Raw genomic sequence first — 7,893 nt, forward strand, 5'->3', positions numbered from 1 at the left:
TATTAGTTCACTCGCTGCGCTCGCTCTCCAGATCAGCCAGGCAAGCCTGGCTGGACGCGAATATGCCGCTGCGCGGCTCGGACGCGAGGAAGCGGGTGTTACCTTTCCGTGATACTTAGATCATCGAAATAGGACGGTCAAACAACATCTATATGAGACCTGGTCTAAGTGCTACATCGAACTGGCGATCAGCCCCAGGTATGAAGCCGCGTTTTCCCACGTGGAGAAATCCCGTTGCCGGCCCCCGGCCGCGGCCGGCTCATGCGCGGTATAGACGACTGCCCTAGGGGAGCCTGCAGCGCTCAGGGAGATCTCTATCGCTCCTAGATACTCCCCTGTGGCAGAACGTAGGGGGCGGAGGCTGACAGGGAGCCGGGTCTCGCCCGAAGAGCTATGCATGAGCGCTCCGCACCATAGCCGGCTCTTCGGCGATCAGTCTCGTCAGGTTGAGCCAGATCGGCCGAACGTTGTGCTCGCCCTTCTCTGCCGTCATGCCTGCCACCTTAGCGTCCATTTCGGTGTTTACATAGACTAGTATATGTGCCAGTATATTTTTGTAAAGCCCGTCAGATCTTCCAGTTCACGGCGCTTATATCAGCAAGAACAGAGGAGACAACGATGACCATCGCCCCGCTTCCACCCACCCGGACCCTCGATATCTCCTTCCACACAGGAAGGACCCTCTACGGCCCCGCACCGGCGATCGCCACGGTCTGGAACGGAGGTGTCGACGTGCCAACGGAGTACCGAGCCGAACTGCTCACAGCGCAGATCGTTGCTGCCACATGCCTCGGCCTGAAAGCTGAGGTGGCATTCCTCAACGCGCACTCCACGCACCTGACCATCACCCACGCGCCACTAAGCGTGGCCGACCTCTCTCAGAAGCTTCTCCTGACCGAGTACGCTGGCCTGTTCTACATTCACCCATCACAAGCAGCCATGATCACCACACATGATCTGCCGATCGAGGACAGCAGCACACAGCTACAAAGCGAAGCCCGCCGGCTCCTTGTCTTCAACCTGGATCGGAACCCCGTGGCCATCGACGAGGCAGTCAAGATCCTGATGGACCAAACCGAACTCACTTCGCCACAGCTCAAACACATCCAGCGGACTGTCTCAGTCCAGGCCGGAGGCCGCTGGTGAACACATCGAGACTCAGTACTCCAGGCCCCGCCATGATCAGCGCTCTGATCCTCTCGTGGATAGGAATCTGCGGCCCCCTCGCGGATCCCCTCATCCAGACGCCTCCAAGCCCGGCGGTGTCAATGCACCAGCAAGATGCAACAACGCATGAACAGTCTTAGCAAGAGGTCACAATGCATCACAAGATACGCGCAATTTCCGCACTCCTGATCACGACCTTCGTGGTCATCTCCCCGGCAAGCCCTGCCACCGCGGCCGGACCCCTGACCGACCTCACCGGTGCAGAGTCTCCCGCGGCCATTGGACAAGTTGATCGCGAGGCGGTCCGAACGATCATTGAAGACCTCCACTCATCCCCCAGGCGCTCGAATGGCGCCTACGACCGATCAGCACAGTATGGAAGTTGGTCATCGAACATCGGCTCTGCCGACACAGCGTTCTGCGGAACGACTCGTGAGGACATCCGCAACCGAGATCTCGATGAGGTCCAGTACAAGGCAAACGACCGTTGCGCCGTCGACTCCGGAGTTCTCGAACATGATCCCTATACCGGCCGCAGCATCGAGTTCTCTCGCCAGCAGAGTCCTGCCCTCGAGGTCGAGCACATCGTTCCGGCCGAGTATCACTACGACATGATCGGCCACCGGCAGACTCAGAAGGAGCGCGAAGCCTTCTACAACGACCCTGAGAACCTCATTCTGGCAGACGCCTCATCCAACAGCTCCAAAGGCAGTTCTGGACCTTCCGAATGGCTTGTCCCAGACAACCCCAGCTACGTCTGCACCTACATCACTCGCTTTACCTATATCGCTGACAAGTACCACATGCCTGTCGATCCCGCTGATCAGCGAACAATGCTCCGAACCATCGACACGTGCGACAACACTGCGGAACCAAACTCAGCGGCCCTCGAACACAGCGTACCCATCACTCCCGGCTCCGGTCCTTACTGGCTGGCTCTGGCTGGACTGCTCGCCATCGTCGTATTCACCTACCTCACCCTCAAAAAGCGGGCAATACGGTAGCCGCACCAGAACCGGAGACTGACCAATGCTTCCTGAATTCACCAACTGAGCGGAGTAGGTTCCAATGTTCGAAGAACTGTTCTCATGGATTGACCCGCTCTTCGGCGGTATGTCCCCCCTCTGGCTGCTGGGGATCGGCTGCATAACGGCATTCGGGTCACTCACCTCTGCAATCCGATCGCTCCGCTCTTTACGTCGACGGAACATTCCTGGGGCCCTCGTCGCCGCGCTCTCAAGCCTGACCTTGCTGGCCATCGAATCACGCATCCCAGATGCCCTCAGGGACGTCAACAAGCAGCTCGCGGCCGAGGCAGGCCGTCCGGCGCTTGATTGGACCTACTGGGGCATTCAACAGCCCTCCCTGACTATCACCGCGGATCTCATGGACGCCCATGCTTCAGTCGGCCCAGCTATATATCTCCCACTTGCCATCGGCGCCGGCCTCCTGGCAATCTTCCGTCCCTCCTCATCATCAACTGCGATCGCAGGCTCTCCTGTGCTCGAGAACCGGACTGCTGACACCAGATCCCTCACCCTGAAATCTGTCATCGCGAAGCATGACGAACTCCTCAACACCTGGGACGACTGGCACAACGACCTAGACCTCATCGTCAACTTCTCCGCCTTCCATGACGTCCAACACGAAACCTTCGCTCGTACCGCGCTCGAGGCCCACCGTGCGGCCGAAGAAGCCCGGGCCAAAGCAACAGCCGGCGATGCCGCAAGCGTCAGGACGTACTCCACCGCCGTCGACGAGTTCGCAACTGCACTCAAAGAAGCCGACCACCAGGCCCGACTCCTCGGCCGGCACTCCATCGACCCTGTACTCAAACGGACGATGGATCAGGTCCAAATACTTATCGACACGTTCAGACACCCCTCCACCCCGGCCAATCAACGGCGTATCGCCCGGGAAGCCATCTACAGGGCCCTGGACCCGCTCATCGACACCCCCGCCAACATCGAGATCCCTGAACTGGAAACTCGCTTCAAGCACGAGCTCGAGCCGTCCCGAAGAGGAGACCTCTCATGAAACACGCTCTCACCAACCTCTTGCGCATGGGGTACCGCAACCGAGCTCGCATCGGATACTGGACATTCACCGGAATCGTGGAGCTCACGGCAGTCCTCTTCACCGCCGTTGCCGTGTCGATTCTCGTCATTGGGCTCGGCGTCACTATCTACCTCCTCCCGCAGGCCTCACCTGAAACCGCGGCTGAGCTGATCATCATTGTCGCGCCCATCATCGGACTCATAGTGGCCGCGCTCTATGCCCACCGCCGCATCAGCAAACAGCCACCGGCGCCAGCACTTGGGACAGAGTCCGTCCGTTCTCCCTCGGAAGCTCAACCCGTCCACGGTGCCCTCAAAGGCATACACCTGCGGTATCAACGTGATTACGAACATTGGGTGGCCGCGACAATCGACGATGACGAAGATATCGATTCCTTCGCCACGGCCCACTTCGAGGGCTGGAAGGCTCTCACCGGGCAACTTCCGTACGATCTCGTTGTCGAACACGAAGCTGCCCACGCCACCGCCGCCCTGGTCAACGGAGTTCCCCTCGTGGAGATCAGAACGAACCCCAAATCCCTCCATGGCCATGTCACCCCGGCCCATAAGCCGACCAATCGCGCACTTCCCGATGTGGCCTGGGCGATGATGATCGTTTCCAGTGCCTCGATCGTCTTCCAGATCGACACGCAGAAACCGCGGTACGGAGTCGATCTCGACACCGCACTGATGCTGGACTGCGCAGCCGATATCGTCTCAGGCGGAACGCACCCACAAGGCTATGTCGGACCACTCAGCATCGACTCGCTTATCAGGGAGGCCAGCAGCCGAGCTCGCACTGCCCTGAAAACCCACCAGGCCCTCTTCCACGACCTCCAGGACGCGATCCTGACCCATCACGTGTTGCAGGCGCCACAGATCCGCGCAATCGCCCATCGACACCTTCCCGGACATACCCGATGGCAGGACCGGCCGGACATAAGCGTGAATAGCCCGCTCCTAGAAGGTTCCTCTCTGCAGCAGTGACCGAGCAGAGGTCTCAGGGGACATACCGCCCTCAAATTTGCGGTATGTCCCCCATCTTCGCTTGCCAGGGAATATATCTGTCGATATATTTGTCTATGTTAGACACGTTTGAGGAGCTATTATGAATCACACCGCGCTTCGCATCGACACCGACGGAACCCACCGAACGGTGACCATTGGCAGCGACGACTGCCTCCCTCGTGAACTCGGCTGCGACTACATCGACTGCGTGGTCTTCACTCTCACGGCCACCGCCGAATCCATCGATGTGTGGGTCGACGACGAGGGGGCATTCAACCAGGAAGCCAACGTACTCGGCACCATCGCCCTCAAGGAGGTCTGTGGAACCAGCGCCACCGAGTACTTCGCCTACCAGCACGTGCTGTACGGTCCGCTCCTGATCACCGGCAGCGGGGAAGAACTCTCATCCATCTCCGAGGCAGCTGCGCGCGCCATCGCCAGCAAGCTCGAGACTTACCTCAACGCCAACCTTTGACCGGGAAGGAGGAGCAATGTGCAGCACTCACAGCATCGTTGCCCTTCCCCTCCACTGCCATGACTCCATCAAAGAATCTCTCCGCCTGTGTCAGACCCCGGCACTCTCCACCGCTTACATGCGTAGGAGAGGAGAACATATGTGCGACACCAATCGCCGCTGCCCGGGGTGCAACAGCCCCTCTGCCCTAAACCGACACAACTGGCGTCGACGCCAGAACCGCGGGGTACAGAAGGCACTGCGGAGCTGGGCCAACGATGAAGAGAACGTCAAGGATCCTGCGGTCCGCGATTTCGTTCAAAAACTTCCCCCAGGCAGAGCCAAGCAATGGGCCCAGGACGCCGGCGCTCCCACCTGGATCGCCCAACCAGCACACACCAACCCTCAGAAGCCCGATACCCCACCTCAGGGGCCTCGCTGGACGCCGTACAGCCACAACTACCCTCAGACACGAGCGGCGATCGCTACGGCGCTGTCGATACAGGGCAAGTCAGGGAAGGGACCTGAGGAGCGGCGACTGCTGACAGCGAAAATCGTCGATTCCACAGATCACAGCCAGGGAGTCAACGAAACCATACGGGTCGAATTCGCAGACGGAGGCGAAGGATTCTTCAAACCTCTCGCCGGACAGGAAATCGACAACGAGATTTCACTCGGCCACGAGTACTCCATGCAAGCACAGCACGAGGTCGCCACGTGGAAAGTGGCACAGCAACTGGGGACCAGGTACACCGACATGGTTCCGCCCACGGTGCTCAGGGAAGTCAACGGCGAATTGGGGACTCTGTCGAAGAAGTACCCTGGGGAAGACTTCAGCCCATTCACCGATCGCAACCAACTTGACCCTCATCAGGTTCACGACGCAGCTGTATTCGACGCAATCACCGGCCAGCGGGACAGACATCCCGGTAACACACTCGTCTACCGGCGAACCCCCGAGCACCTCGGAATCACGCTCATCGATCACGGCTACGGATTCACCAGGATCGGCGAATATGCCCACAACTTTTCAGTCTGGAGGATCTACCAGCAAGGCGAGAAGTTCACCAACGACAGCTCGCTCACTGAAGCTCACATCGAGGACCTCAAACGCCTCCGATCCACCAACCTCGACTTCCTCCGCGGAATCGTCCACCCAGACCGAATACTCGACCGGCTCACACACATCGACTGCATGATCGAGCTGAAGAAGCTTCCCCCCATTCCCACCAACGGTAGATTCTGAACAGAACAGGAGAACCAGCCATGAACAAGATCGTCACCATCGAACGCAAGCTGCAGTCCACCGGAGAGTGGGAAACCATGGGCGCCTTCTCCTTCGCCGAGGATGGAGCCATCGGCGAAATCCAGGGAGATCCCGAGTGGCTCATGGATCTCAAGTTCGTTGACCGGGAGGCCGGCGGACCCGTCACCCACGACTCTCACCCCGAGGCCTGGCTCCGTCAGCTGTCTCGTGAATACAACGGCCCGACACGGCGCCTCACGGTCGAGCCGAATCCTGAGGAGGTGTGATGGACACCGAACATGTCACTGAGCACCCTCTCGCCTCTGCCAAACGAGTAGTCGACTTTGCTCAGCACGTGAAGCAACGCTTGGCAGCTCGATACGTTCAAGAGCGTGCGGCCGAGGGAGGGCTCCAAAGACAACTCGCGGCAGAGCTCGGCACCAGCAAGTCGACGATCAATAGACTCGTCCACTCCGAGATCACCTATCGGCCTCAGAGCCAGGCCGAAGCAGGTGTCTGCGACGCAATCGAAGCTGCAGCCTGGGGAACTCCTCAGGCGATGAGAGAGAACTACATCGCGATTAGCGGCTCGATCATGTCCTGTCCCCGCTGTGGAGACCATAGTGAGGCTACTTGTCGGTTCTGCTCACAGTGCAGGTTTCCTTTCGACAGCACCTACCGCCCTCCTGCGGTAGCAACTCAGAAATGACATGATGGCTGCACCAAGGAGCCTCATGAATCGGTAGGGACCGCGCCATGTCTGTCGAGATTCTCCCACCACGCATCCTCTTTGACGGTGTCACAGGCATCGCCCACTACGAGACGATGCGATCGACACGTGTGGGCTCTTTCGAAGACCGTGCCGAGGAGATCATTCGGGAGCTCCTCGATGCCAATTACTCAGCGTGGTGCGATGCAACTGGAACGATGGGAGGACTCCCCGATCTCTGGATCTGGGAGTCCGACCCGTTTCTTCGTCAGACACCCATCCACTCTGAGGCCGCTCTACGGATGCACACAGCGCTGCAGACTATCGTCGCCAACTGCTCGCCGGCCTACGACTGGAAGACAAGGCCGGTGCACGAGCCTGCCGAAGCAGCTCTCCCCTGGCTCGCCACCCTCATCGACAACTAATCTATGTTTCACCGGCTCATGACACACTAGTCTGAACCGGCCGAGTTCACGTCCGGTATGCAGAATCTCTGCCGACCACGCGACATGGAGTTGCCGAATTGACCCACCGGATGCTCACCACGCTCGAGGCCTGTGATCTCCTGCGGATCTCTCGATCGACTTTTCTCCGGCTCCAAGCAGTGTGGACTCGCCACTCCCCTGTCCCCTTCCCCAATCCCATGCGCGTCACCTCGCAGCAGTTCTACTGGGACGAGGACGACCTCGTGAAGTGGAGGAGGGCCCACCGCAAGTGGCGCTACGCCGGGATCTTCTCAGGAGCAGGCTCCGATCTGATGACCGGCAGGCAAATCGCCGAAGCTCTCAGCATCCCCACTGAGCGCCTGCGCACACACCGGCAACGAGATAAGTTCCCAGATCCTGTCGACCAGGTCGGGCGCAGCCCTTTGTGGACTCGCCAGAGCATCAGAGAGTGGATCCTCAATGCTGAGGTCGTTTCCCGGACGGATCTGCTGCCGAAGAGAACTGACTGGCAATGAACCAGTGCAGGCCCCCATCGAACTGACCGTCGATGATCTCGGCGATCTCTGACGACGTGGACGGAATTTCAATGCCTTGATCTGTCAACCACTGCGCAGCTCGCTCAAGGCTCGTCCCCTCGAGGTAGCGATCGTAGCGTTCACACGCCATCACGGGTCCGGTGCCGGATGTACATGAGTGGGCTGTGTCAAGTTTCGTAGACGATCTCTTTGTGGATCAGGCGGCGATCGCGGCCTGAAGGGTGTAGTCGGCGCGCGCTTCGGCGGGCGTGCGGTAGCCGAGGCTCGAGT

Annotated in this window: 9 protein-coding genes; all 9 read left to right on the forward strand. The window is 59.4% G+C overall.

What is annotated here, in order from left to right; translation table 11 throughout:
• Positions 1 to 618 precede the first annotated feature (618 nt).
• The 9 genes from FFS20_RS17315 (at position 619) to FFS20_RS17355 (ending at position 7,602) form a co-directional block, all read left to right on the forward strand.
• A complete protein-coding gene (locus FFS20_RS17315; protein WP_137827023.1) occupies positions 619 to 1,146 on the forward strand; it encodes a hypothetical protein in 528 nt (175 codons plus the stop codon).
• A gap of 173 nt (positions 1,147 to 1,319) precedes the next feature.
• Complete coding sequence (locus tag FFS20_RS17320) at positions 1,320 to 2,171, forward strand: DUF1524 domain-containing protein (RefSeq protein ID WP_137827024.1); 852 nt, start codon at positions 1,320 to 1,322, stop codon at positions 2,169 to 2,171.
• A 64-nt stretch (positions 2,172 to 2,235) separates the two neighbouring features.
• Entirely contained in the window at positions 2,236 to 3,204 is a 969-nt protein-coding gene (locus tag FFS20_RS17325; protein ID WP_137827025.1) for a hypothetical protein, read from the forward strand.
• The gene (locus tag FFS20_RS17330; protein WP_137827026.1) at positions 3,201 to 4,211 is read left to right on the forward strand and encodes a hypothetical protein; all 1,011 of its coding nucleotides are present in this window, start codon (positions 3,201 to 3,203) and stop codon (positions 4,209 to 4,211) included. The genes FFS20_RS17325 and FFS20_RS17330 overlap by 4 nt, the downstream gene beginning before the upstream one ends.
• A 121-nt stretch (positions 4,212 to 4,332) precedes the next feature.
• Positions 4,333 to 4,707, forward strand: coding sequence for a DUF3846 domain-containing protein (locus FFS20_RS17335; protein ID WP_137827027.1), 375 nt, complete (start codon positions 4,333 to 4,335; stop codon positions 4,705 to 4,707).
• 139 nt (positions 4,708 to 4,846) lie between these two features.
• Entirely contained in the window at positions 4,847 to 5,932 is a 1,086-nt protein-coding gene (locus tag FFS20_RS17340; RefSeq protein ID WP_137827028.1) for a hypothetical protein, read from the forward strand.
• A 20-nt stretch (positions 5,933 to 5,952) separates the two neighbouring features.
• The gene (locus tag FFS20_RS17345; RefSeq protein WP_137827029.1) at positions 5,953 to 6,219 is read left to right on the forward strand and encodes a hypothetical protein; all 267 of its coding nucleotides are present in this window, start codon (positions 5,953 to 5,955) and stop codon (positions 6,217 to 6,219) included.
• Positions 6,220 to 6,688: 469 nt separating this feature from the next.
• Positions 6,689 to 7,066, forward strand: a complete 378-nt coding sequence (locus FFS20_RS17350; protein WP_137827030.1) for a hypothetical protein — start codon at positions 6,689 to 6,691, stop codon at positions 7,064 to 7,066.
• 110 nt (positions 7,067 to 7,176) lie between these two features.
• On the forward strand, positions 7,177 to 7,602 hold the full coding sequence (locus tag FFS20_RS17355) for a hypothetical protein (RefSeq protein ID WP_137827031.1): 426 nt from the start codon (positions 7,177 to 7,179) through the stop codon (positions 7,600 to 7,602).
• Positions 7,603 to 7,893 lie beyond the last annotated feature (291 nt).

It is taken from the genome of Brevibacterium sp. 2SA (genome assembly GCF_005502845.1).
In the GTDB taxonomy this organism is placed as follows: Bacteria; Actinomycetota; Actinomycetes; order Actinomycetales; family Brevibacteriaceae; genus Brevibacterium.

Coding starts and splice junctions, on each gene's coding strand:
- FFS20_RS17315 (WP_137827023.1), top strand. CDS start 619: ATGACCATCGCCCCGCTTCCACCCACCCGGACCCTCGATATCTCCTTC.
- FFS20_RS17320 (WP_137827024.1), top strand. CDS start 1,320: ATGCATCACAAGATACGCGCAATTTCCGCACTCCTGATCACGACCTTC.
- FFS20_RS17325 (WP_137827025.1), top strand. CDS start 2,236: ATGTTCGAAGAACTGTTCTCATGGATTGACCCGCTCTTCGGCGGTATG.
- FFS20_RS17330 (WP_137827026.1), top strand. CDS start 3,201: ATGAAACACGCTCTCACCAACCTCTTGCGCATGGGGTACCGCAACCGA.
- FFS20_RS17335 (WP_137827027.1), top strand. CDS start 4,333: ATGAATCACACCGCGCTTCGCATCGACACCGACGGAACCCACCGAACG.
- FFS20_RS17340 (WP_137827028.1), top strand. CDS start 4,847: ATGTGCGACACCAATCGCCGCTGCCCGGGGTGCAACAGCCCCTCTGCC.
- FFS20_RS17345 (WP_137827029.1), top strand. CDS start 5,953: ATGAACAAGATCGTCACCATCGAACGCAAGCTGCAGTCCACCGGAGAG.
- FFS20_RS17350 (WP_137827030.1), top strand. CDS start 6,689: ATGTCTGTCGAGATTCTCCCACCACGCATCCTCTTTGACGGTGTCACA.
- FFS20_RS17355 (WP_137827031.1), top strand. CDS start 7,177: ATGCTCACCACGCTCGAGGCCTGTGATCTCCTGCGGATCTCTCGATCG.